Source organism: Streptomyces dryopteridis, assembly GCF_049606955.1.
Taxonomy (GTDB): Bacteria; Actinomycetota; Actinomycetes; order Streptomycetales; family Streptomycetaceae; genus Streptomyces.
On the sequence record NZ_CP187113.1, the window covers coordinates 1,110,829 to 1,133,357 of the forward strand.

Annotated in this window: 23 protein-coding genes; 8 read left to right on the forward strand and 15 right to left on the reverse strand. The window is 74.0% G+C overall.

Going from position 1 to position 22,529, the window contains the following annotated elements; all coding sequences use genetic code 11:
- Positions 1-58: 58 nt before the first annotated feature.
- From ACN20G_RS04370 to ACN20G_RS04380, 3 genes are read right to left on the reverse strand one after another with little or no spacing between them, the layout of a single operon-like run.
- Complete coding sequence (locus ACN20G_RS04370; protein ID WP_424211389.1) at positions 59-823, reverse strand: DUF3710 domain-containing protein; 765 nt, start codon at positions 821-823, stop codon at positions 59-61.
- Between the two features lies 1 nt (position 824).
- Positions 825-1,361 carry a dUTP diphosphatase gene (dut, locus tag ACN20G_RS04375; protein WP_424211390.1) on the reverse strand — a complete coding sequence of 179 codons (537 nt, stop codon included), beginning with the start codon at positions 1,359-1,361 and terminating at the stop codon, positions 825-827.
- Complete coding sequence (locus tag ACN20G_RS04380; protein WP_424211391.1) at positions 1,361-1,945, reverse strand: PaaI family thioesterase; 585 nt, start codon at positions 1,943-1,945, stop codon at positions 1,361-1,363. The genes dut and ACN20G_RS04380 overlap by 1 nt, the downstream gene beginning before the upstream one ends.
- A 57-nt stretch (positions 1,946-2,002) precedes the next feature.
- Between ACN20G_RS04380 and ACN20G_RS04385 the strand changes: the two genes are divergently transcribed.
- A complete protein-coding gene (locus ACN20G_RS04385) occupies positions 2,003-2,479 on the forward strand; it encodes a DUF3093 domain-containing protein (RefSeq protein WP_424211392.1) in 477 nt (158 codons plus the stop codon).
- Positions 2,480-2,574: 95 nt separating this feature from the next.
- On the opposite strand, the gene ACN20G_RS04390 is transcribed toward ACN20G_RS04385, so the two are convergent.
- The 4 genes from ACN20G_RS04390 to ACN20G_RS04405 form a co-directional block, all read right to left on the reverse strand.
- Complete coding sequence (locus tag ACN20G_RS04390; RefSeq protein WP_424211393.1) at positions 2,575-3,477, reverse strand: hypothetical protein; 903 nt, start codon at positions 3,475-3,477, stop codon at positions 2,575-2,577.
- A gap of 12 nt (positions 3,478-3,489) precedes the next feature.
- Positions 3,490-3,786: a DUF4193 domain-containing protein gene (locus ACN20G_RS04395; protein WP_424211394.1), complete on the reverse strand. Its 297-nt coding sequence runs from the start codon at positions 3,784-3,786 to the stop codon at positions 3,490-3,492.
- Positions 3,787-4,173: 387 nt separating this feature from the next.
- Positions 4,174-5,424: a sensor histidine kinase gene (locus ACN20G_RS04400; RefSeq protein ID WP_424211395.1), complete on the reverse strand. Its 1,251-nt coding sequence runs from the start codon at positions 5,422-5,424 to the stop codon at positions 4,174-4,176.
- A gap of 6 nt (positions 5,425-5,430) precedes the next feature.
- Positions 5,431-6,084 carry a response regulator transcription factor gene (locus ACN20G_RS04405; protein WP_424211396.1) on the reverse strand — a complete coding sequence of 218 codons (654 nt, stop codon included), beginning with the start codon at positions 6,082-6,084 and terminating at the stop codon, positions 5,431-5,433.
- A gap of 288 nt (positions 6,085-6,372) precedes the next feature.
- Here ACN20G_RS04405 and ACN20G_RS04410 point away from each other — a divergent pair, with 288 nt between their 5' ends.
- A complete protein-coding gene (locus ACN20G_RS04410; RefSeq protein ID WP_424211397.1) occupies positions 6,373-6,540 on the forward strand; it encodes a hypothetical protein in 168 nt (55 codons plus the stop codon).
- Between the two features lie 93 nt (positions 6,541-6,633).
- Here ACN20G_RS04410 and ACN20G_RS04415 read toward each other — a convergent pair whose 3' ends face one another.
- Positions 6,634-7,455: an inositol monophosphatase family protein gene (locus ACN20G_RS04415; protein WP_424211398.1), complete on the reverse strand. Its 822-nt coding sequence runs from the start codon at positions 7,453-7,455 to the stop codon at positions 6,634-6,636.
- Positions 7,452-8,639, reverse strand: a complete 1,188-nt coding sequence (locus tag ACN20G_RS04420; RefSeq protein WP_424211399.1) for a ferrochelatase — start codon at positions 8,637-8,639, stop codon at positions 7,452-7,454. The genes ACN20G_RS04415 and ACN20G_RS04420 overlap by 4 nt, the downstream gene beginning before the upstream one ends.
- Before the next feature lie 137 nt (positions 8,640-8,776).
- Between ACN20G_RS04420 and ACN20G_RS04425 the strand changes: the two genes are divergently transcribed.
- Entirely contained in the window at positions 8,777-10,048 is a 1,272-nt protein-coding gene (locus ACN20G_RS04425; RefSeq protein WP_424211400.1) for an MFS transporter, read from the forward strand.
- Entirely contained in the window at positions 9,984-11,327 is a 1,344-nt protein-coding gene (locus ACN20G_RS04430; RefSeq protein WP_424211401.1) for a D-arabinono-1,4-lactone oxidase, read from the forward strand. Before ACN20G_RS04425 ends, ACN20G_RS04430 begins: the two co-directional genes overlap by 65 nt.
- Positions 11,328-11,394: 67 nt before the next feature.
- On the opposite strand, the gene ACN20G_RS04435 is transcribed toward ACN20G_RS04430, so the two are convergent.
- Positions 11,395-12,417, reverse strand: a complete 1,023-nt coding sequence (locus ACN20G_RS04435) for a hypothetical protein (RefSeq protein WP_424211402.1) — start codon at positions 12,415-12,417, stop codon at positions 11,395-11,397.
- A gap of 528 nt (positions 12,418-12,945) precedes the next feature.
- Here ACN20G_RS04435 and sepH point away from each other — a divergent pair.
- Complete coding sequence (gene sepH, locus ACN20G_RS04440; protein WP_424211403.1) at positions 12,946-13,965, forward strand: septation protein SepH; 1,020 nt, start codon at positions 12,946-12,948, stop codon at positions 13,963-13,965.
- Positions 13,966-14,028: 63 nt separating this feature from the next.
- Here sepH and ACN20G_RS04445 read toward each other — a convergent pair whose 3' ends face one another.
- Positions 14,029-14,877, reverse strand: a complete 849-nt coding sequence (locus tag ACN20G_RS04445) for a sulfurtransferase (RefSeq protein ID WP_424211404.1) — start codon at positions 14,875-14,877, stop codon at positions 14,029-14,031.
- 186 nt (positions 14,878-15,063) lie between these two features.
- Between ACN20G_RS04445 and ACN20G_RS04450 the strand changes: the two genes are divergently transcribed.
- Together ACN20G_RS04450 and ACN20G_RS04455 are read left to right on the forward strand one after the other, a co-directional pair.
- Entirely contained in the window at positions 15,064-15,885 is an 822-nt protein-coding gene (locus ACN20G_RS04450) for a VOC family protein (protein WP_424211405.1), read from the forward strand.
- A gap of 99 nt (positions 15,886-15,984) precedes the next feature.
- A complete protein-coding gene (locus tag ACN20G_RS04455; RefSeq protein ID WP_424211406.1) occupies positions 15,985-16,650 on the forward strand; it encodes a GNAT family N-acetyltransferase in 666 nt (221 codons plus the stop codon).
- Positions 16,651-16,665: 15 nt separating this feature from the next.
- Here ACN20G_RS04455 and ACN20G_RS04460 read toward each other — a convergent pair whose 3' ends face one another.
- The 4 genes from ACN20G_RS04460 to ACN20G_RS04475 all read right to left on the reverse strand — a co-directional run bounded on the left by ACN20G_RS04460 (position 16,666) and on the right by ACN20G_RS04475 (position 22,008).
- Positions 16,666-17,316, reverse strand: a complete 651-nt coding sequence (locus ACN20G_RS04460) for a thymidine kinase (RefSeq protein ID WP_424211407.1) — start codon at positions 17,314-17,316, stop codon at positions 16,666-16,668.
- A gap of 82 nt (positions 17,317-17,398) precedes the next feature.
- Positions 17,399-18,616 (reverse strand): alkaline phosphatase family protein, encoded by a 1,218-nt coding sequence (locus ACN20G_RS04465; RefSeq protein ID WP_424211408.1) that lies wholly within the window; start codon positions 18,614-18,616, stop codon positions 17,399-17,401.
- Complete coding sequence (locus ACN20G_RS04470) at positions 18,613-19,209, reverse strand: DUF5998 family protein (RefSeq protein WP_424211409.1); 597 nt, start codon at positions 19,207-19,209, stop codon at positions 18,613-18,615. The genes ACN20G_RS04465 and ACN20G_RS04470 overlap by 4 nt, the downstream gene beginning before the upstream one ends.
- A gap of 81 nt (positions 19,210-19,290) precedes the next feature.
- Positions 19,291-22,008: a GNAT family N-acetyltransferase gene (locus ACN20G_RS04475; protein ID WP_424211410.1), complete on the reverse strand. Its 2,718-nt coding sequence runs from the start codon at positions 22,006-22,008 to the stop codon at positions 19,291-19,293.
- A 209-nt stretch (positions 22,009-22,217) separates the two neighbouring features.
- Between ACN20G_RS04475 and ACN20G_RS04480 the strand changes: the two genes are divergently transcribed.
- Entirely contained in the window at positions 22,218-22,499 is a 282-nt protein-coding gene (locus tag ACN20G_RS04480; protein WP_424211411.1) for an HPr family phosphocarrier protein, read from the forward strand.
- Positions 22,500-22,529 lie beyond the last annotated feature (30 nt).

Sequence of the window (22,529 nt, forward strand, 5' to 3'; positions counted from 1 at the left end):
AGGGGTGCGGCCCGTCGTGGGCTCGTGCGGCGGCCGGGGGGCCTGTGGGAGGGGAGGGTCAGCGGATCTCGCTGATCTCCGGTCCGCGTTCCAGCCGGCCCATGTCGCCGGAGAACCGGGAGGTCTCGGGCTCGGGGGTCTGGACCCCGTCGGGGACCATCTGCGCGTCCTCGGGGAGCTTGAGCACGATCGGGTCGCGCGGGGCCATCGGGCCGTCGCCGCGGACGACGACGGTGTCGCGGAAGATCTGCTCCAGGATCCCGGCGGACTCGGGGTGCACCGCGCCCTGGCCGGAAATCACCCCGCGCAGGAACCAGCGGGGGCCGTCGACGCCGATGAAGCGGACGATCTGCGCGCCCCGGGTGCCGTCGGGCAGCGGGACGGGCACCTGGGCCCGCAGTTCCCAGCCCAGCGAGCCCTCGATCTCGTCGATGACGCCGCCCTGGGCGGTGATGCCGGAGGCGATCTCGTCGCGGACCTCGCCCCAGATGCCCTCCTTCTTGGGCGCGGCGAACGCCTGGAGCTGCACGGCGCTGTCGCGGAGCACGACGGTGGCGGCGACGATGGCGTCACCGGCCACCTCGACGCGCAGTTCCATGCCCTCGACGCCGGGCACCAGGATGCCGCCGAGGTCGACCCGGCCGTCGGCCGGGTTGCCGGGGACCTCGTCGAGGTCCCAGGGACCGTCCGGGCGCGGGGCGGGCGGCAGGTTGACCCGCCGGCCGGTACCGCTCTCCTCGGCGGGGGTCACGTCGGTGCCGAGACCGTCGACGACCTGCTCGGCCTCGTCGCCGATGTCGTTCTTCTTGCGACGTCCGAACACGTCACTGTCCTTCCCGGTCGGGTACGACCGAAGCGTAGCCACTGCCAGCCCGTCCGCCTGCGTGCGATCCGGCCACAGCCGCGTGACCTCCGGTGGAGCCGAACCCCCCTTCGGCCCGGGCCGAGCCGGGCAGGTCCGTGACCTCGTGGAAGCGGACCTTCTCGACACGTTGGACGACGAGCTGGGCGATGCGGTCGAATCGTTCGAACCGGACGCTCTCGCGCGGGTCCAGGTTGACCACGATCACCTTGATTTCCCCACGGTACCCGGCATCCACGGTCCCCGGGGCATTCACCAGCGCGAGGCCGCAGCGGGCGGCGAGTCCGGAGCGGGGGTGCACGAACGCGGCGTACCCGTCGGGCAGCGCGATCGCGATGCCGGTGGGCAGCACGACGCGCTCCCCCGGGGCCAGTTCCGCGGCCTCGGTGGTGACCAGGTCGCAGCCCGCGTCGCCGGGGTGGCCGTAGGCGGGGAGGGGGACCTCGGGGTCCACGCGGCGGATGAGGACGTCGACGGGGTCGACGCTGTGCTGGGACATCAGGGGTTCACCTCGAAGGCGCGGGCGCGCCGGACCTGGTCCGGGTCGGCCATGGCCGCCCGGATCTCCTCGGGTCGACCGTTGTCGATGAAGTGGTCGACCTTGACCTCGATGAAGACGGCCTCGGCACGGACCGCGACGGGCCCCTCGGGCCCGCCGATCCGGCCGACGGCGGTGGAGTAGATCTTGCGTCCGGCGACGGCGGTGACCTCGGCGGTCAGGTGCAAGACGGTGCCCACGGGCACGGGGCGCACGAAGTCGGTCTCCAGCCGGCCGGTGACGGCGATGACCCGCAGCAGCCAGTTCAGGGAGCCGAGGGTCTCGTCGAGGGCGGTGGCCAGCACCCCGCCGTGGGCGAGGCCGGGGGCGCCCTGGTGGGCGGGGGCCACGGTGAACTCGGCGGTGACGCTGACTCCCTCGCCGGCGCGCGCGTCGAGGTGCAGCCCGTGCGCCTGGCCCGCGCCGCAGCCGAAACAGTGCTCGTAATGGGCGCCGAGGGGCTCGCCCGGGGCGGGGGCGTCGGGGTGCCGAACCGGCGGTATGGCGTCGGCCGGCGGCGTCAGGCTCGTGTTTCGTCCACTCACAGCCGCTGACCTTACCCGCGTCGGCACCCGGGGCGCGGCCTCTGGCAGGCTTGGGGCATGCAGACCGCGCAGTCCTCCGTCCCGCGCCACGACGAACGTCTGAGCGCGCCCCGCCCCTGGTGGCTGATCGTCTTCCTGACCGGTGTCGCGGGTGGCCTGATCGGGTTGCCGCTGGGGACGCCGGCGTTGTTGGTCGGGCTGGTCTGCGGGCTGGCCGTGGCCGGGTTCTTCGTCTCCTCCTACGGTTCGGCGCGGATCCGGGTGGTGGCGGGGACGCTGGCGGCGGGCGAGGCGCGGGTGCCGGTGGCGGCGCTGGGCGCGGCCGAGGTGCTGGACGCCGAGGAGGCGCGGGCCTGGCGGACGTACAAGGCGGATCCGCGGGCCTTCATGTTGATGCGCAGCTACGTGCCGACGGCGGTGCGGGTGCCGGTGACGGATCCGGCCGACCCCACCCCGTACCTGTACCTGTCGACGCGGCGGCCGGTGGAGCTGGCGGCGGCGATCGAGGCGGCGCGGGGCGGCGCGGCGGGCTGAGCCGGTCGGGGTCCGTGCGCGGGTCCCGGACGGTGAGAAGCGCCCGGCCGGTGTGTGTCGGCGGGCGCTTCGTCTTCGGGGATACGTTTTTGCGGTCAGGGGCCGCTCGGGCCGTGGCCCGGGGGCAGTGACCGCGCGGGTCCGGGTTCGAGGGGCTCCGGGAGCGCCGACCAGGGCACCGCGCGTCGACGGAGGTCGGCGCGGATCTTGTCGGCGAGCTTGCGGGTGTCGCGCCGGTTCATGAACGCGCCCACCGCGGCGCCGACCATGAAGGGCATCAGGTTCGGCAGGTTGCGGATCATGCGCTTGGTGATCTGTTGGCGCAGCTCTCGTTTCATCTGACCGCCGAGGGCCGCGTTGAGGGTGGTGGGTTTGGTCAGGTCCACGCCCCGTTCCTCGGTCCACGCGGTCAGGTAGGCCATGCTGCGCTCCCGCAGGGCGCCGGGCGGGCGCAGTCCGTAGACCTCGTGGAGTTCGGCGATCAGCTTGAGTTCGATCGCGGCGACCCCGGTGATCTCGGCGGCCAGTTCGGCGGGCATGGCGGGCGGCACGGGCAACATCGCCGCGGCGCCGATTCCGGCGCCCACGGTGGAGCTGCCGTTCGCGGCGCCCGCGACGAGCTTGTCCGCGAGTTCCTCCGGCCCGAGACCGGGGAACTGTCGGCGCAGGGTGGCCAGGTCCCGCACGGGCACGCGCGGGGCGTTCTCGATGATCCGGTCGGCCACCCAGAGCGTCGCGGCGCGTGCGCCGTCGCCGCTCCTGCGCACCCCGGTGCGCACGCTCCGGCCGACCGCGCGCAACCGGCCGGGGCCGGTCGCCGGGCCGTCCGGATCCGCCGGGGCGGACGCGTCGGACCCGACGGCGGTGTCCGACGGGTCCGGGGCCGCGGGGAGTCCGGGGCCCCGGTCGGGGCCCGTCGACTCCCCGAACGGCGTCACCGAGGTGTCCTGCTCCTGCTTACGGAAGCGGCGCTTCCGGAAGGGTGTCGCGCCTGCCACGGCCGACCGCCCTCACTCGCAGTCGCGGCAGATCGGCTGGCCGTTCTTCTCGCGCGCGAGCTGGCTGCGGTGGTGCACGAGGAAGCAGCTCATGCAGGTGAACTCGTCGGCCTGCTTGGGCAGCACCCGGACGGCCAGTTCCTCGTTGGAGAGGTCGGCGCCCGGGAGCTCCATGCCCTCGGCGGCGTCAAAGTCGTCGACGTCCACCGACGAGGACGACTTCTCGTTGCGTCGAGCCTTCAGTTCCTCAAGGCTGTCGTTGTCGACGTCGTCGTCGGTCTTGCGTGGGGTGTCGTAGTCCGTTGCCATAGTGTTCGCTCTCCCCCTCTGGGTGTTAGCGGTTGTCTCAGCGCACGTAACGCGCGAGAGGTCGGACTTGTGCCCGACCTGAGGCGGAGATTTTGCCTCACATCAAGGTCTGTTACTCAATCGACACCCAGTCGCACGCCTGAAGGGGCGACGGGCCGGGATGTCGACGGGGACCGTACACGGTCCGGCGGGCGTCTCGCACGAGGGTCCTCCCGTGTCTTTCCCTCCCCCCGGGGGGTCGGAAACCCGGACTTTCCGGGCCTTCGACCCCTTTCGAGGGGCATGGAACACGCCACTGGGCGCTCTCGACATTGTGATCGATCACACAGAAATCGACCACGCGAGCCGGTGGATCTTTTCGCCCACGGCGAAATCCGGGCGGGCGTGTCACATGGGCAGCGTGACACGCATCACGAGGCCACCGCCCTCGCGGGGCTCGGCCTGGATCCGTCCGCCGTGCGCCCGCGTGACCGAACGCACGATCGAGAGCCCCAGACCCACGCCCTTGTCGCTCCCCGTGCGCTCCGTCCGCAGTCTGCGGAACGGCTCGAACAGATTCTCGATCTCGTACGCGGGAACGACGGGACCCGTGTTCGAGACGCTCAGCACCGCCTGCCCGCCGCGCACCTCCGTGGTCACGTCCACCCAGCCGCCCTCCGGCACGTTGTACCGGACGGCGTTCTGCACCAGGTTCAGCGCGATCCGCTCCAGCAGCACGCCGTTGCCCTGGACCACCGCCAGGCCCCGCTCGCCCCGGAGCTCCACGCCCTTGGCGTCCGCCTCGGACCGTGCCTGGTCCAGCGCCCGCGAGGCCACCTCCGCCAGGTCCACGGGCTTGCGCTCCACGATCTGGTTGTCGCTGCGCGCCAGCAACAGCAGGCCCTCCACGAGCTGTTCGCTGCGCTCGTTGGTGGCCAGCAGGGTCTTGCCGAGCTGCTGGAGCTCCAACGGGGCCCCGGGATCGGCGAGATGCACCTCCAGCAGGGTCCGGTTGATCGCCAACGGCGTGCGCAACTCGTGCGAGGCGTTGGCCACGAACCGCTGTTGGGCGGTGAAGGCCCGCTCCAGCCGGTCGAGCATCTCGTCGAAGGTGTCGGAGAGTTCCTTCAGCTCGTCGTCCGGGCCGTCCAGCTCGATCCGGCGCGAGAGGTCGGAGCCGACCACGCGCTGCGCGGTGCGGGTGATCTTGCCCAGCGGCGAGAGCACCCGGCCGGCCATCGCGTAGCCGAAGGCGAAGGCGATGATGCTCAGGCCCAGCAGGGCCATCAGCGACCGGCTGAGCAGGTCGTCGAGGGCGTGCTTCCGCTGGGTCGCGATGCAGTCGATGATCGTCTTGTTGAACTCCGTGACGGAGCCGCCGCTGATCGAGCCCACGCCCGGACAGGTGGTGCTGGAGACCTGCACGCTGCCGGACTCGATGGTGAACGGCACGGCGTTGCCGGCGTTGAGGGCCTGCGCGGCCAGCAGGTAGATGATCGACAGCAGCAGGATGCCCGCGATCAGGAACATGCCGCCGTACAGCAGGGTCAGGCGTATGCGGATGGTGGGCCGCAGCCACGGGAACGGGCCCTCCGACTGGGGCAGCGGGTCCCAGGTCGGCTTGGCCGGCACCTGCGATGAGGCGGGGGTCGTCGCCACCGGGGGTCAGATCCGGTAGCCGGAGCCGGGCACCGTGACGATGACCGGGGGCTCGCCCAGCTTGCGGCGCAGCGTCATGACCGTCACCCGCACCACGTTGGTGAAGGGGTCGGTGTTCTCGTCCCACGCCTTTTCCAGCAACTGCTCGGCCGAGACCACAGTGCCCTCGCTGCGCATCAGCACCTCCAGCACCGCGAACTCCTTCGGCGCGAGCTGCACCTCGCGGCCGTCGCGGAAGACCTCGCGCCGGTTCGGGTCCAGCTTGATGCCCGCCCGCTCCAGCACCGGCGGCAGGGCCACCGTGGTGCGCCGGCCCAGGGCGCGGACCCGGGCGGTCAGCTCGGTGAACGCGAAGGGCTTGGGCAGGTAGTCGTCGGCCCCCAGCTCCAGCCCCTCCACGCGGTCGCTGACGTCGCCGGAGGCGGTCAGCATCAGCACGCGGGTGGTCAGCCCCAGTTCGACGATCTTGCGGCACACGTCGTCCCCGTGCACGAGCGGGAGGTCCCGGTCGAGCACGACGACGTCGTAGTCGTTGACCCCGACGCGTTCGAGGGCGGCCGCTCCGTCGTACACGACGTCCACGGCCATGGCCTCGCGGCGCAGCCCGGTGGCCACCGCGTCCGCGAGCAGCTGCTCGTCCTCGACGACGAGAACACGCACGTCGACGTCCTTCCTTCGAGCCCTCACGGGCGTGTGTGGTGCCCGTCCATCCTGCCCGTTTCCTCGGTAAACCGGATGTAAGCCGGGCGTGGCGGACGGCCGGCGCGGGCGGAGGTGAGGATTCCCTCACCTCCCGAGGTTTCCGGTGCGCGAGGGGAGGGGAGGAGGAGGTCACACACCCCCCCGGGCCGTCTCGGCTCAACCCCGACAGCGGCGCGCACCCGTGCCCATGCCTCCGGCACGTGCCGGATGCCCGTCGCCGACCCACGAAGAAGGGGCGCACCAACCATGGACGCATTCACCGCGGGGCTGCTCCAGCGGATCCAGACCACCCGGACGGACCTCCGTCTCGCCGAGGAGACCGGTGACGAGTTCCTCGTCGAGGTCGAGCAGGCGGAGCTGGAGGACCTGCACCGGCTGGCCGCCGAACACGGCGTCCACGTCACGGCCGCCTGAGGCCGACGGATCCGCGTCACCCGCACCGCGCACCACACCCGGGGCCCGGGCCGTTCCCTCACGGGGAGCGGCCCGGGCCCCGGCGCGTGCGCCTCAGTCGTGCCAGGCGCCGAGGTCCTCCAGGATCGGGGTCAGCGCGGCGTGCACCCCGGGGCTGCCGGCGACGACCAGTTCGCCCGAGGCGGGTCGGCCGGGCCGGCCACCGGTGCGGGCCCCGGCCTCCTCGGCGATGAGCACCCCGGCGGCCAGGTCCCAGGGGTTCAGGCCGCGCTCCCAGTAGCCGTCGAGCCGACCGGCGGCCACGTCGCACAGGTCTAGGGCTGCGGCCCCGGCCCGGCGCACGTCGCGCACGAGCGGGATGACCTCGGCCGCGATCGCGGCCTGCCGCACCCGGCGGGCACGCACGTAGCCGAAGCCGGTGGCCACCAGGGCCCGCTCCAGCGGCGCGTCCTCGCGGCAGCGCAGCACGGTGTCGCCGAGGTGGGCGCCGCGCCCGCGCACGGCCCGGCAGGTCTCCCCGCGCATCGGGGCGGCGACCACGCCGACCACGACCTCCCCGCGGAGTTCGGCGGCGATGGACACCCCCCAGGCGGGCAGGCCGTACAGGTAGTTGACCGTGCCGTCGAGAGGGTCGACGATCCAGCGCACCCCGCTGGTGCCGGGGGTGTCGGCGCCCTCCTCGCCCAGCAGTCCGTCGGCGGGGCGCCGGCGGCCGATGATCTCCGTGATGAGCTTCTCGGCGGCGAGGTCCATCTCGGTGACCACGTCGACGGCGCTGGTCTTGGTGGCGGCGACGCCGAGGTCGGCGGGCCGGCCGTCGCGGAGCAGGGTACCGGCCCGCTCGGCGGCCTCCAGGGCCACGTCCAGCAGCTCGTCGAGCAGTTCCTCGCGCGCCGGGTCCGTCGGGGCGCTCATCGGGCCGCTCCGGTCGGGAAGGGGCTGTCCACGCCGGCGGCGGCGGGGCGCTCGGCGCGGCCGGGGCAGCAGCCGACGGCGCACAGGTCGCGGGTGGGGCCGAAGCGGCTCAGCGCGCACCGCTCGGGGTCCTCGCCGCGTTCGCTCGCGGCCCGTTCCAGCAGCAGCTCGCGGACGGCGGCGGCGAACCGGGGGTCGGCGCCGACGGTCGCGGAGCGGACCATCGGCAGGCCGAGTTCGGCGGCCTTGGCGGCGGCCTCGGTGTCGAGGTCGTAGAGGACCTCCATGTGGTCGGAGACGAAGCCGATGGGGATCACGACGGCGGCGGGGGAGCCAGCCGCGTGCAGCTCCTCCAGGTGGTCGCAGACGTCGGGTTCCAGCCACGGGATGTGCGGGGCGCCGCTGCGCGACTGGTAGACCAGCCGCCAGGGCCGCTCCACCCCGGTCTCGGCGGCCACGGCCTCGCGGATCAGCCGGGCCACCTCCAGGTGCTCGGCCACGTACGCGCCGCCCTCGCCCGCGCGCTCGCCGAGGGTGTGCTCCTCGACGGGGCCGGAGGTGTCGGCGGCGGCGGTGGGGATGGAGTGGGTGGTGAAGGTCAGGTGCGCGCCCTCGCGCACCTCGGCCGGCAGTTCGGCGAGGGCGGCCAGCACCCCGTCGATCATCGGGCGGACGAAGCCGGGGTGGTCGAAGTAGTGCCGCAGCTTGTCCACGCGGGGCAGGTCGGCGTCGGCGACGCCCTCGGCGCGCAGGGCCGCGAGGGAGTCGGCGAGGTTCTCGCGGTACTGCCGGCAGCCGGAGTAGGAGGCGTAGGCGCTGGTGGCGAGGACGGCGACGCGGCGGATCCCGTCGGCCCGCATGGTGCGCAGGGTGTCGGTGAGGTACGGGGCCCAGTTGCGGTTGCCCCAGTACACCGGGAGGTCGAGGCCGTGGTCGGCGAGGTCCTTGCGCAGGGCGTCGAGCAGCTCTCGGTTCTGGGCGTTGATCGGGCTGACCCCGCCGAAGCCGAAGTAGTGCTGCCCGACCTCTTTGAGGCGCTCGCGCGGGATGCCGCGGCCCTTGGTGACGTTCTCCAGGAAGGGCACCACGTCGTCGGGGCCCTCGGGGCCGCCGAACGAGAGCAGGAGCAGGGCGTCGTAGGGGGCGGCGGGGCCGTATTCGGGGGCCGAGAGCTGGTCTGACATGTCTCGAATCCTGCCACCGCCGCCGGCCTTCCGGGGAACCGGGCCGGCCGCGCGGCCGGCCGGAATGATCCCCCTGCGGGTCCCGTATGGGCGGACGTAACCTGTATGGGCCGATCACGTCCCTTACGGAGGGTTCCTTGCCCAGTCCCTACCGCGCCCTCTTCGACGCACCAGGCACCAAGAGCTTCACGACCGCCGGGCTCATAGGCCGGATGCCGCTGTCCATGGTGGGCATCGGCATCCTGACCATGATCTCCGAGCTCTCCGGCCGGTACGCCCTGGCCGCCGGGCTCACCTCCACCGTCGCCCTGTCGGCGGCGCTGATCGGCCCGCAGGTCTCGCGGTTGGTGGACCAGTACGGGCAGCGCCGGGTGCTGCGGCCGGCCGCCGTGGTCGCGGCGGCGGCGATCGCGGCCCTGCTGGTGGCGGCGGCCTACGGCTGGCCCGCGTGGACCCTGTTCGCCTTCTGCGTGGTGATCGGCTGCGTGCCGAGCGTCGGCTCGATGGTCCGCGCCCGGTGGACCGCGATCCACCGCGCGAACCCGCGCGAGCTGCACACGGCGTACTCGCTGGAGTCGGTGCTCGACGAGGTCTGCTTCATCTTCGGCCCGATCCTGGCCGTGACCCTGTCCACCGCCTGGTTCCCGGAGGCCGCGCCGCTGGTCGCGGCGGTGTGCCTGCTGGTCGGCGTCTGGTGGCTGACCTCGCTGAAGGAGACCGAGCCCGAGCCGCACCCCCGGGTCAAGGGCGAGCGCAGCGGTTCGGCCCTGCGCTCCCCCGGGCTCCAGGTGCTCTGCCTGACCTTCGTGGCCACCGGCGCCATCTTCGGCTCCACCGACGCGGTCACCCTCGCCTTCGCCGAGGAGCAGGGGCACAAGAACCTCTCCGGTCTGGTGCTCGCGGTGTGGGCGACCGGATCCTGTCTGGCGGGCATCGCCTTCGGGCTGCGGCACTTCACCGGCCGGCCCGAACGCCGTTGGCTGCTGGGCATCTGCGCGATGGCCGTGAGTATGATCCCCCTCCTACTGGTCGGGAACCTTCCGGTTCTGACCGTGGCGCTCTTTGTCTCGGGCCTCGCCATCGCTCCGACGATGATCACCACGATGGCCCTGATCGAGGCGCACGTACCCCGCGCGAAGCTGACCGAGGGCATGACGTGGATCAGCACCGGCCTCGCGGTCGGCATCGCGCTCGGGTCCTCGGCCTCCGGGCTCGTCATCGACGGGGCCGGGGCGCGGACGGCGTACGTGGTCCCGGTCGCGGCGGGTGCGACGGCGGTGGCGGTTGCGTTCGCGGGGTATCGCCGGCTGACGAGGTCGGCGCGAGGGGAGGAACCGCAAGCTCATGGCAACGGTGACGGCAGGGAAGAACGGTCCGGGCGCGCGCAGGACGGCGACCGGGTGGCGTAACTGGGCGGGGAACGTGTCGGCCGCTCCGGAGCGGGTGGCCGAGCCGCGTTCGGTGGCGGAGCTGCGCGAGACCGTGCGGCGGGCGGCGGAGCGGGGGCAGCGGGTGAAGGCGGTCGGCACCGGCCACTCCTTCACCCCGGTCGCGAGCACGGACGGGATACTCCTGCGCCCGCAGGCGCTGCGCGGGATCCTCGGCGTGGACCGGGCGGCGGGCACGGTGACGGTGGCGGCGGGCACGCCGCTGAAGGACCTGAACGTGGCGCTGGCCGGGATGGGCCTGTCGCTCACGAACATGGGCGACATCATGGAGCAGACGGTGGCCGGGGCCACCAGCACCGGCACCCACGGCACCGGTCGGGACTCGGCCTCGCTCGCGGCCCAGATCCGGGCCCTGGAGCTGGTCACGGCCGAGGGGGAGCTGTTGCGCTGTTCGGCGACGGAGAACCCGGAGGTGTTCGCGGTCGCCCGGTTGGGGCTGGGGGCGCTGGGCGTGCTCACCTCGCTGACCCTCGCGGTGGAGCCGATCTTCCACCTGACGGCCCGTGAGGAGCCGATGCCCTTCGAGCGGGTGACGGAGGAGTTCGAGGCGCTGGTCGCGGAGAACGAGCACTTCGAGTTCTACTGGTTCCCGCACACCGGCAACTGCAACACCAAGCGCAACAACCGCACCACGGCCCCGGTGGCGCCGCCCGGGGCGGTGGCCGGGTGGATCGAGGACGAGCTGCTGTCCAACGGGCTCTTCCAGGCGGTGAACTCGCTGGGGCGGGCGGTGCCCGCGACCATCCCGAGCATCGCGAAGGTGGCCAGCAAGGCCCTGTCGGCGCGCACCTACACGGACGTCCCGTACAAGGTGTTCACCAGTCCGCGCCGGGTCCGGTTCGTGGAGATGGAGTACGCGGTGCCGCGCGCCGCGCTGGTGCCGGCCCTGCGCGAGCTGCGGGCCATGGTGGAGCGCTCGCCGCTGCGGATCAGCTTCCCGGTGGAGGTCCGCACCGCCCCCGCCGACGACATCGCCCTGTCCACGGCCTCGGACCGCGACAGCGCGTACATCGCGGTGCACATGTACCGGGGCACGCCGTACCACGGGTACTTCACGGCCGCCGAGCGGATCTTCACGGCGCACGGCGGCCGGCCGCACTGGGGGAAGCTGCACACCCGGGACGCGGCCTGGTTCGCCGAGGCGTACCCCCGGTTCGGGGAGTTCCTGGCGCTGCGGGACCGGCTGGACCCGCGGCGGGTCTTCGGCAACGACCACCTGCGCCGGATCCTGGGCGACTGACCCGGGGCGCCCGACCACCGGCCGCCCGGCCCGGCTCTGACCGCCGGGCGCGGGCCCGGCGCCGGTCTCAGCGACCGGCGTTCGGGTCCGCGTTCTGCTCCCCGGCACCACCCGCGCCGCCGGCGCCGCCGCCGGCCGGCGGCTTGGAGGTGTCACCGGAGGGCTCGGGGTCCGGGGTCGGCGGCACGGGCGGCTTGACGGACTGGCTCGGGCTGGCCGAGGGGCCCGGGGTGGGGGTGGTCGGCGGGGTGCTGGTGGAGGGGGAGCCGGAGGGTTCGGGGCGCTTGCCCTCCTCGCCCTTGTCCCCGCCGGTGCCGGAGCCGGGCGAGGAGTCGCCGGAGGGCAGGGTGCCCGGGTTCTCCTTCCGGCCGCCCTTCTCCCCCTCCTTCTCCTTCTTCTCCTCGTTCGCCTTGCGCTCGGCCCCGCTCGTGTAGCCGCCGCCGGTGACGGCGCCGGTCACGCTGCTGTCCGAAGCGCCGAAGGGCTTGTCCGCGACCAGCTCGTAGGTGACGATGCCGCCCATCGCGACGGCGAAGGTGAGCGCCGCGCCGATCGCCGTGCGCTTCCAGCGGCGGGTGCCGCTCGCGTGCGTGGTCGGCGCGCCGAACTCGCCGTCGCCGGGCGGGCGCGGCGTGCCGTAGGGGGCGCCCGTGCCGTGCGCGCCGAAGGCCGGGGGCGTGCCGTAGGGGTCGGCCACGGGGGCGCCCTGCGCGAGGGTCGGGTCGGCGGCCGGGAACATCGCGGTGCGGGCCGGGTCGGCGGCGGTGTCGGGCAGCGGCACCTGTCGGGCCTTGGGCCGGGTCGCGTCGCGCAGTTCGGCGCCGCCGCGTCGGAACAGGTGCTGGATGACGGGGCCGCCGGCGGTGGCCACCACACTGACCACGCCCGCGCCGAGGATGGTGCCGTACACGCCGAGCTCGGAGGCGAGCAGCGCCGCCGCGACCGTCGCCAGGGAGCTGCCGACGATCTGCGTGAGGCTCAGGTCCAGCTTGGGCTTCTCCTTCGACTCCTCCCGCGCCGCCTCGGCCTCGGCGAGCGCCTCCCGGAGGTCCGTGTACGGCTCGGTCCCTTGCGTCGACTTGCGCCCCATCCCCATCCTTCGCGGTGCCCTGTCTCGTTGCCTGTCGCCTCTTACAGCAGTTACTGACAGATCAGCGAAGCGGATAGTTCCATTTCTGGCGATTCTGTGAAGCAAGACACCTCAAAACGGCCCGGATCGCAGGTGAGAGGCGTCCGAGGCGCCATCAACTCCCGTCCGGCCGGACAAGTTCGGCGGCGTGCCGGTCCACCCCCATGGCCCGAATGGAGTACTGTGACGAACCCTGAGGCCGTACGTCCTGCCGGATGAACGACCTCGGGAGAGGGGGCCGACGGCTGACGGAGCGGCACTCGCGAACCGGCGACATCGCGGCATCGCACGGGGTCCTGCTGCACAGAGTGACGAACGGTCACGTTGAGTGGCCAACAGGCAACCGTGCCACACCGTCGATCAAGGGCTCACGCCCGACACGCCGGTTCAACTCGGCAAGGTTGTGGCAGGCTGCACCCGGGCAGGTCACACTCGACTACGGAAGCAGCGACGCACGTGACGTCGGCAGGCACCACCCGGGAGGTCCCCATGCCCGAACTGCGTGTCGTGGCCGTCTCAAATGACGGCACACGACTGGTGCTCAAGGCTGCCGACAGCACGGAGTACACCCTCCCGATCGACGAACGGCTGCGGGCCGCCGTCCGCAACGATCGCGCGCGACTGGGCCAGATCGAGATCGAGGTCGAGAGCCACCTCCGGCCCCGTGACATCCAGGCGCGGATACGAGCCGGTGCCTCCGCTGAGGAGGTCGCGCAGCTCGCCGGCATCCCGGTGGACCGGGTCCGTCGGTTCGAGGGGCCGGTCCTGGCCGAACGGGCCTTCATGGCCGAGCGCGCCCGCAAGACCCCCGTGCGTCGGCCCGGCGAGAACACCGGACCCCAGCTCGGCGAGGCCGTGGCCGAACGGCTGGCGACGCGCGGGGCCGAGAAGGAGTCCGTGCAGTGGGACTCCTGGCGCCGCGACGACGGCACCTGGGAGGTGCTGCTCGTCTACCGGGTGGCCGGCGAGCCGCACGCGGCGAGCTGGAGCTACGACCCGCCGCGCCGACTGGTGACGGCCGTGGACAACGAGGCCCGCGCGCTGATCGGCGAGACCGACGAGCTGCCCACCGCCCCCGAGCCCACCTTCCCCTTCGTGCCCCGGATCGCCCGGCTGCCGCGCGACCGGCCGCTGGACCGCACCCTGGACCGGCTGCCCGAACGCGCCCTGCCCCCGGTCACCCCCGTGCCCGACCCGGACGAGGAACGGGACTCGCTGACCAGCCTGCTGGAGGCGGTGCCCAGCTTCCGGGGCGACCTGGTGGTGCCCGAGCGGGCCGAACCCGAACCCGAGCGGGAGGCCGAGGAGCAGCAGCCCCCGGCCGCCGCCTCCGCCGGGGCCGCGTACGCCGACGTGCTCATGCCCCGCACCATCGCGGGTCACCGTGAACGCCTCACCGGCACCACGGACCGGCAGGCCGAGGCCGACGGGGTCCGCCCCGGCCGGCGCGCGGCCGTGCCGAGCTGGGACGAGATCGTCTTCGGCACCCGACGCAAGAAGCAGGAGTAGCGGACGCGGGGGCGCGCGGAAGGGGACGGGCGCGCTCGCCCCTCCCCCGCCGCGCCCCCGCGACTACTCGGGCGCGGGTCCCGTGGCCACCGGCCGGTTCGGGTCGTTCGACCACTCCGACCAGCTGCCCGCGTACAGGGCCGCCGGGATCCCGGCCACCGCCAGCGCCAGCACCTGCTGGGCCCCCGACACCCCGGACCCGCAGTACACGCCGACCTCGGAGTCCGGGCCGCTCACGCCGAAGTCCGCGAACCGGGCCCGCAGCTCCTGCGGGGAACGGAACAGGCCGTCGGGGCCGAGGTTCTCGGTGGTGGGCGCGGACAGGGCGCCCGGGATGTGCCCGGCGGCCGGGTCGATGGGCTCGACCTCGCCCCGGTAGCGTTCGCCGGCCCGCGCGTCGAGGAGGACCCCGCGTCGGGCCAACGCGGCGGCGGCGTCCGCGTCGAGCAGTCCGAGCCCGCCCGGAGCCGGCTTGAAATCGCCCTCGACCGGGTGGGGCTCCTCGGTGCTCAGCCCGCCCCCGGCGGCCTGCCAGGCCGGCAGTCCCCCGTCGAGAACGCGCACGTCGGCGTGGCCGGTCCAGCGCAGCAACCACCAGGCGCGGGCGGCGGACCAGCCCTGACCGCCGTCGTATACGACCACGGGCGTGCCCGCGCCCACGCCGGCACGCCGCATCACCGCGCCGAACTCCTCCGGATCGGGCAGCGGGTGCCGGCCGCCGGCGCCGGCGGGGCCGGCGAGTTCGCGGTCGAGGTCGACGAAGACGGCGCCCGGCAGGTGTCCGGCCTCGTAGGCGGGACGCTGATCGGGGCCGCCCAACTGCCAGCGGACGTCGAGGAGGACCGGGGGCCGTGCCTCGGCGAGTTCGGCGCGCAGTCGGTCGGCGGAGATGATCACGGTGGTGGGTCGCATGACCCCATCCTCCCCCTCCCGGCGGCGCGGCGCGTCACACACCGGACATCCGCCGTCGGTCTCGATTCGGTCATCTCGCGTCGTACGGCGCGTCGTACGGCGCGGTCCGGGCCCGCCGGCGGCCCCGGAGTGGAACCATCGCCCAGACCCCCCTTCCACTCGGCTCGACGGAAAGAGAGCGGGACCATGACCCAAGCGGCGGCCCATTCGACCCCACGCATCCCCGGCACCCCGTGCTGGGTCAGCCTGATGGTGCACGGACTGGGCACCACCGAGGACTTCTACACGGCCCTGTTCGGCTGGGAGTTCGTGCCCGGCCCCGACCAGCTCGGGCCGTACGTGCGCGCCCTGTTGGACGGCAAGGAGGTGGCGGGCATCGGCCGGCTGACCCCGGACCGACACCTCCAGGTCACCTGGACCCCCTATCTGGCCACCGACGACGCGGACGCCACCGCCGAGACCATCCGGGCCTGCGGCGGCACCGTCGCGGTCGGCCCCCTCGACGCGGGCACGGCCGGCCGGGTCGCGATCTGCGCGGACCCGCTGGGCGCGGTCTTCGGCATCTGGCAGGCCGGGGACCACCCCGGGACCCGACTGTCGGGGGTGCCGGGCACCCCGGTGTGGAACGAGCTGATCACCCAGGAGTGCTCGGCGGTGACCAAGTTCTACGAGACCGTCTTCGGTCACGAGGCCCGCGCCTGCGAGGGCGCCGAACCGGGCGAGGACCACCGCACCCTGCACCTGGGCGCGGGCCCGGTGGCCTCGGTGCTCGGGGTCGGCCGGGCCCTGCCGCACGACCGGGGGCCGCACTGGATGATCTCGTTCCTGGTCGCCGACAGCGAGCGGGCGGCGGAGGTGTGCGAGGCGAACGGCGGCCGGGTGCTGCACGCGCCGGACACCTCCCAGCCGGGCCGGCCGGCGGTGCTCGCGGACCCGGAGGGCGCGGTGTTCACGGTCCTGGAAACCCCCCCGACCGCAATCGCCCCCCACGCGGCCCACGGCGCCTGAGCCGGCGCCCCCACCACCGTGCCGGAGGGGCACCGTCCACGTTCCCGCACCCCTCTGGCACAGTTCGGGTACCACCCGTCCCCCGCTTGGAGCAGGAACGTGACCCACGATGTCGTCGTCAACGCCGCCGGCCGGTACTCGACCTGGCCCATCGGCCGGGAGCTGCCCGCCGGGTGGCGTCCGACCGGGTTCCGGGGCGGGGAGCGGGACTGCCTGGAGCACCTGGGGGCGGCCCGGACCGAAGCGATACCGGGCGGGGCGGACCCGGCGGACGCGCCCCCCGGCAACACCCTCGTCACCGGGCGACTGACGCTGCGCGAGCTGACCCCCTACGAGGTCGCGGGCCTGCTCGACGAAGGGGCCCGGTCCGCGGGCTGGGTGGCCGACTATCCGCTGGCCGGCACCAAGTACCCGGCGGGCGGCTTCGGCCGCCGCACCCCCGGGCAACTGCTCCCCGGCTTCGGCATGTACCACCTGGTCCGCTCCCACGACGGCCTGGTCATCGGGGAGATGGGCTTCCACGCCCCGCCGCGGGACGGCGCGGTCGAGGTCGGTTTCGGCCTCGCCGAGTCCTGCCGGGGCGTGGGTCACGCCGGGGAGGCGCTGACCGCGCTGACCCGCTGGGCCCTCGACCGGCCGGACGTGGAGCGGATCGTGGGCCGCGCCCTCGTCTCCAACACCCCGTCCCGCCGTGTCCTGCTGCGCGCCGGCTTCGTCCACGAGTCCCGTGACACCGACGTGGACCGCTTCGTCCTGACCCGCTGAGACCCCGCGCGGAGGTCAGCCCGGGGTGACCGGGAGGACGTCCGGGGAGAGGGCCGCCGAGTGGGAGGTCGCGCTCGTCATGCGTTTGCGGTGGTGGCGGCGGCAGAGGACCTCGTAGCCGATCTCCTCCGCCGGGCGGTTCACGTCGCCGACGACGACCTGGGCGCCCTCCACCACCATCTCCCCGCCGACCGTGCGCGCGTTGTGGGTGGCGCGGGCGCCGCACCAGCACAGGGCCTCGACCTGGAGCTGTTCGAGCCGGTCGGCCAGTTCGATCAGGCGCTGGGAGCCGGGGAAGAGCTTGGTGCGGAAATCGGTGGTGATGCCGAACGCGAACACGTCCAGGCCCAGGTCGTCGACGACGCGCGCGAGTTGGTCGATCTGCTCGGGGGCGAGGAACTGGGCCTCGTCCACGATCACGTAGTCGGCCTTGCCGCCCTTGGAGAGCTGCTCCACGAGGTACGCGTACAGGTCCATGCCCTCGGCGGCCTCGACGGCCTCGGTGACCAGGCCCAGGCGGGAGGAGAGCTTGCCCTCGCCGGCGCGGTCGTCGCGGGTGAAGATCACGCCCTGGAGGCCGCGCGCGGACCGGTTGTGGGTGATCTGGAGGGCCAGGGTCGACTTTCCGCAGTCCATGGTTCCGGAGAAAAAGACCAGCTCGGACATGGGAGGAAAGGGGCCTTTCGGATCTGGGTGGGCGGTGTTCGGCAGGGGCGGGGCGCGGGGGCGGCCGGGCGGGGCCGGAGGGTCAGGTGCGGACCTCTATGAGGGGCACGAGCTGTTCCTCGGGGGTCATCGAGCCGTGCATGCCGGTCATCGCGGACTCGTTGGGCTCCTTGACGGAGGCGGTGATCGCCACGTCGGGGAGGGCGGCGGCGGCGATCACGTCGCCGAGTCGGCCGCGGACCCGCTCGTCGACCTCGCCGGGCGGGCCGAACCAGCCGAGGTCGAGGGCCTCGTCCCGGCTCGCGACCCAGAACCGGTCGCCGAGCACCTCGCGCCAGACCGTGAGCACGTCCTCGGCGGCGCCGGGGACGGCGTACACGTGACGGGCGCGGCCCTCGCCGCCGAGGAGGGCGACGCCGGCGCCGAGCTCCCAGTCCTCGTCGAAGTCGATCCGGGCGTCCTCGGTGAACGGGATGTCGACCATGCCGTGGTCGGCGGTGATGTGCAGGGCCGTGCGGGGCGGGAGCTGTTCGGCGAGGCGCTGGGCGAGCCGGTCCACGGTCATGAGCTGGCCGCGCCAGGCGTCGGAGTCCGTGCCGAAGCGGTGTCCGGCCCCGTCGAGCTCGCTGTAGTACGTGTAGACCAAGGCGCGGTCGCCGGCGGCGAGCCGGTCGGCGGCGAGGTCCACGCGTTCCTCGCCGGTGAGCCGGCCGTGGAAGGTGCCGCCCTTGAGCGCGACCCGGGTGAGCGGGGTGGTCTCGAAGTGGGGGGCGGAGACCTGCGCGGTGGCCACGCCGGCGGCGTCGGCGTGGGCGAAGACGGTGGGGTACGGCTGCCAGGGGGCGAGTTCGGTCCACGGGTGCCAGCGGAGCTGGTTCATCAGCTCGCCGGTGGCGGGGTTGCGGACGGTGTAGCCGGGCAGGCCGTGCCGGGCCGGGGGCAGGCCGGTGCCGAAGGAGGCCAGGGAGGTGGCGGTGGTGGCGGGGAAGCCGACCGTGAGGGGTTCGCCGGTGCCGCCGACGGAGCTGCCGAGCAGCGAGGTCAGGAACGGGGCCTCGTCGGGGTGGGCCAGGAGCTGTCGCCAGCCCAGTCCGTCCACGAGGAAGACGCAGGCCCGGTCGGCGGGGGCCAGCTCGGGGATGACGGCCTCGTACCCGGGCACGCCCATGCCGGCGGCGAGGGTGGGCAGCAGGTCGGACAGCGAGCGGGCGCCGTAGGCGGGCCGGGGGGCGGCGGCGGGGTCGAGGAGTTCCGGGTCGGCCTCGTACTCGGGCCAGCCGCGGGTGGCGGTGTCGCTCATCGACGGCCCGCGCCGGCGGCGGCGGTGGCCTCGGAGAGGGCCTGGGCGAACAGGAGGGTCTGGCGGACGGCCTCGGGCCCGTCGCCGGCCTCGCTGACGCGCAGGCTGAGGTCGTCGGCGGTGGAGTTGCCGGTGTAGCCGTGGTCGGAGTCGCAGTTCGGGTCCCCGCAGGCGGCCGGTTCCAGGTCGATGCGGGAGACGGCGCCCCAGCCGATGGTCAGGACGACCTCGCGGGGCAGGGTGCCGGGGGTGTAGGACTCCGGGTTGGCGACGACCCGGCTGAGCACGACGGAGGAGATGGTGCCGAGCTTGACCGATTCGGTGGAGGTGGTCGCGTACGGGGAGGGGGAGCCCGCGTCGGCGGCCTGCTCGTCGGTGTGGCTGACGATGAACCGGTTGTCGGTGAGGACGAGGACGGTGACGTGCCGGCGGACCTCGTTCGCGTCGAACGTGGTCTCCTGGTGCACCAGGTACGACGAGATCGGCTCCCCGCCCACCGCGGCTTCCACCGCCTCGGCCACGAGGGCCGGGTAGTAGCCGCTGCGCTCGATCGCCGTGCGCAGTCCCTGGGTCGTCGTACCGGATTTCGCCATGGGGTCCATCCTAAGGCCCGGACGGACTCCTCCGACCTGCCGTGACGTCGGGGATCGCCGGTGCCCGAGGGGTCCGCGGGCTCACCAGCTGGGCAGGGTCCGGGGGCCGAGGTCGGTGCGGGCCGGGGGGTGGGCGATGCGGACGGCGGCGCTCAGCACGGACAGGCCGGCGGCGGCGACGACCACGGGTTCGAGGTCCACGCCGACCACCTCGGGGTGGTCGTCGACGAGCCGGGAGACCCGCAGCAGGAGCTCTTCGAGGGCGGCGGTGTCCACCGGGTCGCTGCCGCGCCAGCCGAACAGCAGGGGCGCGGCGCGCAGCGAGCGGACCTGGGCGGCCACGTCGCGGTCGGTGGCCGGGACGAGGCGGTGGGCGGTGTCGCCGAGGAGTTCGGAGGGCACGCCGGCGAGGCCGAAGGAGAGCACGGCGCCGACCGCCGGGTCGATCACGGAGCGCACCACGGTGTCCACCCCGCGCGCGGCCATGGGCTGGACCACGGGCAGCAGCTCCACGGGTTTGCCCAGGGCCCCGGTCAGCTCCCGGTAGGCGCGGCGCAGGTCGGCGGCGTCGGCGAGGTCGAGCCGGACCCCGCCGAGGTCGGCGCGGTGGCGCAGGTGGGGGGCGGTGGTCTTGAGGGCGACGGGCCAGCCGAGGGCCTCGGCGGCGGCGACGGCCGCGTCGGCGTCGGGGGCGGGCACGGCGGGCAGCACCGTGATGCCGTAGCGGGCGAGCAGGGCGCGGCCCTCGGCGTCGGGGAGGGTGGTGACGGAGCCGGCGGGGCGGCCGGCGAGCAGGGCGGCGAGGCGGGCGGCGGCGCCCTCCTCGTCGATGTCCTCGAACTCGGGCACGGAGCCGGCCTCGGCGTCGGCGCGGCGCCAGTCGTGGTGGCGGACGGCGTGGGCGAGGGCGCGGACGGCGCGTTCGGCGGCGGGGTAGGCGGGGACGCGGGCCTGGTCGGCGAGGGCGTCGAGTTCCACGTGGACCACGCAGACGGGTTTGCCGGGGTGGGCGGCGGTGACCTCGGCCACGGTCTCGACGAGCTCGCGGGCGACCTCCTCGGGGGTGCTCGCGGGGCCCTCGCCGCCGACCCGGGGCAGGGCGGTGACGAGGACGGCGTCGCAGGTGTCGGCGGCGAGGGCCTCGGCGAGGGCGGCGCGGAAGGCGTCGGTGTCGGCGGCGGTGGTGAGGTCGCGGGGCGGCAGGGGGCGCAGGCCCTCGGTGAGGCAGGCGTCGTAGGCGAGGACGCCGAGGGATTCGGAGGTGCCGAGGATGGCGACGCGGGGGCCGGCGGGCAGGGGTTGGGCGGCGAGCAGGAGGCCGGTGTCGACGAGTTCGGTGACGGTGTCCACGCGGATCACGCCGGCCTGGGCGAGGAGGGCGGAGACGGTGGCGTCGGGCAGCCGGGTGGTGGGGACGGGGTGGCCGGCGGGGGTGGCGCCGGTGTGCCGGCCGCCCTTGGCGACGACCACGGGTTTGACGGCGGCGGTGCGGCGGGCCAGGCGGGTGAACTTGCGGGCGTTGCCGAGGGTCTCCAGGTAGAGCAGGGCCACGTCGGTGGCGGGGTCCTCGTACCAGTACTGGAGGCAGTCGTTGCCGGAGAGGTCGGCGCGGTTGCCGGCGGAGACGAAGGAGGAGACCCCGCCGCCCCGCCGCACGACCCCGGCGAGGAGGGCGATGCCGATGGCGCCCGATTGGGTGAAGACGCCGATCCGGCCGGGCGGGGGGTCGGCGACGGGGGCGAGGGAGGCGTTGAGGCGGACCTCGGGGGCGGTGTTGACGATACCGAAGGCGTTCGGGCCCACGAGCCGCATGCCGTGGGAGCGGACCCGGCGGCGCAGTTCGCGCTGGCGGGCGAGGCCGGTGGGTCCGGTCTCGCCGTAGCCGGCGGAGAGCACGACGAGGCCCTGGACGCCGGCGGCCCCGCACTCCTCGACCACCTGGGGGACCCGGTCGGCGGGGACGGCGACGACCACGAGGTCCACGTGGCCGGCGGGGCCGATGTCGGCGAGTCGGCGGTGGGCGGGGACCCCGTCGAGCAGCTCGGTGTCGACGGCCTCGTTGACGGCGTGCAGCTCGCCGCGGAAGCCGCTGTCGCGGAGGTTGCGCAGCACGGTCGCGCCGACGCCGGTGCCGGCGCGGCTGACGCCGACGACGGCCACGGAGCGGGGGGCGAGGAGGCGCTGGACGGAGCGGGCCTCGGCGCGCTGTTCGCGGGCGCGCTGCACGGCGAGGGACTCGGCGGTGGGTTCGAGGTCGAGGGCGAGGTGGACCGAGCCGTCCTCGAAGCTGCGGCGCTGTTGGTAGCCGGCGTCCTTGAACACCTTGATCATCTTGGTGTTGGCGGGGAGCACCTCGGCGGCGAACCGGCGGATGCCGCGTTCGCGGGCCACGGCGGCGATGTGTTCGAGGAGGGCGGAGGCCACGCCCCGGCCCTGGTGGGCGTCCTGGACGAGGAAGGCGACCTCGGCCTCGGCGGAGGGGCCGGAGGCGGAGCGGCCGTCGGGGCCGATCCGGTCGAAGCGGACGGTGGCGATGAACTCGCCGCCGACGGTCGCGGCCAGGCCCACGCGGTCCACGTAGTCGTGGTGGGTGAAGCGGTGCACGTCGCGGTCGGACAGCCGGGGGTAGGGCGCGAAGAAGCGGTAGTACTTCGACTCGTCGGAGACCTGCTCGTAGAAGTCCACCAGCCGGCCGGCGTCGTCGGGGGTGATGGGCCTGATCCGGGCGGTGCCGCCGTCGCGCAGCACGACGTCCGCCTCCCAGTGGGCCGGGTACGCGGGATCCGACGCGGTCGTCATGGAGCTCACCCTAAGCGTGGCGGGGGCGGGGCGTCCCCCGGTCGGGGTGCTCGTTTGTCCTCCGCGCGGCGGATGCTGCAAGCTGGTCCAAACCCGGGCAAGCTGGGGAAGGCCGAACGGCCGCGGATTGGGGTCGAAGGTCGGACCGACCATTCCGAGTGCCGTGAGAGACTGGTCTAGACAACCGTAAGAACCTGAAGGGCATCACCATGGCAGAGCGCCGCGTCAACGTCGGCTGGGCCGAGGGCCTGCACGCTCGTCCCGCCTCGATCTTCGTCCGTGCGGCGACGGCTTCCGGCGTCCCGATGACCATCGCCAAGGCCGGCGGCGACCCGGTCAACGCCGGCTCCATGCTGGCGGTCCTGGGCCTGGGCGCCAAGGGCGGCGAGGAGATCGTGCTCGCGTCGGACGCCGAGGGTGCGGACGCCGCGCTCGACCGTCTGGCCAAGCTGGTCGCCGAGGGCCTCGAAGAGCTCCCCGAGACCGTCTGATCCCCCTCGGGTTCGACTCGGGACCGGCCC

What these genes read in the sequence shown, in the direction of transcription:
- dut (WP_424211390.1), bottom strand. Translation starts at nt 1,361, where the DNA reads ATGTCCCAGCACAGCGTCGACCCCGTCGACGTCCTCATCCGCCGCGTG.
- ACN20G_RS04385 (WP_424211392.1), top strand. Translation starts at nt 2,003, where the DNA reads ATGCAGACCGCGCAGTCCTCCGTCCCGCGCCACGACGAACGTCTGAGC.
- ACN20G_RS04395 (WP_424211394.1), bottom strand. Translation starts at nt 3,786, where the DNA reads ATGGCAACGGACTACGACACCCCACGCAAGACCGACGACGACGTCGAC.
- ACN20G_RS04410 (WP_424211397.1), top strand. Translation starts at nt 6,373, where the DNA reads ATGGACGCATTCACCGCGGGGCTGCTCCAGCGGATCCAGACCACCCGG.
- ACN20G_RS04415 (WP_424211398.1), bottom strand. Translation starts at nt 7,455, where the DNA reads ATGAGCGCCCCGACGGACCCGGCGCGCGAGGAACTGCTCGACGAGCTG.
- ACN20G_RS04420 (WP_424211399.1), bottom strand. Translation starts at nt 8,639, where the DNA reads ATGTCAGACCAGCTCTCGGCCCCCGAATACGGCCCCGCCGCCCCCTAC.
- ACN20G_RS04430 (WP_424211401.1), top strand. Translation starts at nt 9,984, where the DNA reads ATGGCAACGGTGACGGCAGGGAAGAACGGTCCGGGCGCGCGCAGGACG.
- ACN20G_RS04435 (WP_424211402.1), bottom strand. Translation starts at nt 12,417, where the DNA reads ATGGGGCGCAAGTCGACGCAAGGGACCGAGCCGTACACGGACCTCCGG.
- sepH (WP_424211403.1), top strand. Translation starts at nt 12,946, where the DNA reads ATGCCCGAACTGCGTGTCGTGGCCGTCTCAAATGACGGCACACGACTG.
- ACN20G_RS04445 (WP_424211404.1), bottom strand. Translation starts at nt 14,877, where the DNA reads ATGCGACCCACCACCGTGATCATCTCCGCCGACCGACTGCGCGCCGAA.
- ACN20G_RS04450 (WP_424211405.1), top strand. Translation starts at nt 15,064, where the DNA reads ATGACCCAAGCGGCGGCCCATTCGACCCCACGCATCCCCGGCACCCCG.
- ACN20G_RS04460 (WP_424211407.1), bottom strand. Translation starts at nt 17,316, where the DNA reads ATGTCCGAGCTGGTCTTTTTCTCCGGAACCATGGACTGCGGAAAGTCG.
- ACN20G_RS04465 (WP_424211408.1), bottom strand. Translation starts at nt 18,616, where the DNA reads ATGAGCGACACCGCCACCCGCGGCTGGCCCGAGTACGAGGCCGACCCG.
- ACN20G_RS04470 (WP_424211409.1), bottom strand. Translation starts at nt 19,209, where the DNA reads ATGGCGAAATCCGGTACGACGACCCAGGGACTGCGCACGGCGATCGAG.
- ACN20G_RS04475 (WP_424211410.1), bottom strand. Translation starts at nt 22,008, where the DNA reads ATGACGACCGCGTCGGATCCCGCGTACCCGGCCCACTGGGAGGCGGAC.
- ACN20G_RS04480 (WP_424211411.1), top strand. Translation starts at nt 22,218, where the DNA reads ATGGCAGAGCGCCGCGTCAACGTCGGCTGGGCCGAGGGCCTGCACGCT.